The organism is Methylobacterium sp. A54F (assembly GCF_053346035.1).
In genome coordinates this window covers 1-296 of the sequence record NZ_JBKFBF010000168.1, presented here as the reverse complement: position 1 = coordinate 296, position 296 = coordinate 1, and the positions used below count along the sequence as shown (strand labels likewise).

The 296-nt window shown below is 73.3% G+C and carries 1 protein-coding gene; it reads left to right on the top strand.

Translation table 11 applies throughout. From position 1 onward, the window contains the following. The coding region (locus ACLBXP_RS25810) for a transketolase C-terminal domain-containing protein (RefSeq protein WP_447670650.1) at positions 1–296 on the top strand (296 nt) is incomplete at both ends.

Below are 296 nucleotides of genomic sequence, written 5' to 3'. Positions count from 1 at the left end.
GATCTTGCGGGCAGCCACGAGGTCCTGGTGACGCTGGAGGAGGGCTCGACGGGGGGCTTCGGTGCGATGGTTCTGCATCTGCTGGCGAGCCGAGGCGCGCTGGGCGCGGGCCGGGTCCGGGTGCGGACGCTGTCGCTGCCGGACGCCTACCAGGACCACGCCAGCCCGGACCGGATGTACGCCGAGGCCGGCCTCGACGCCGCCGGCATCCCCAAGGCCGTCACCGATGCGCTGCCGGTTCAGGAGGTGCGGGGCGACAACGTCGTCAGCGTCAACCGGCGTCCCCGCAGGGGCTA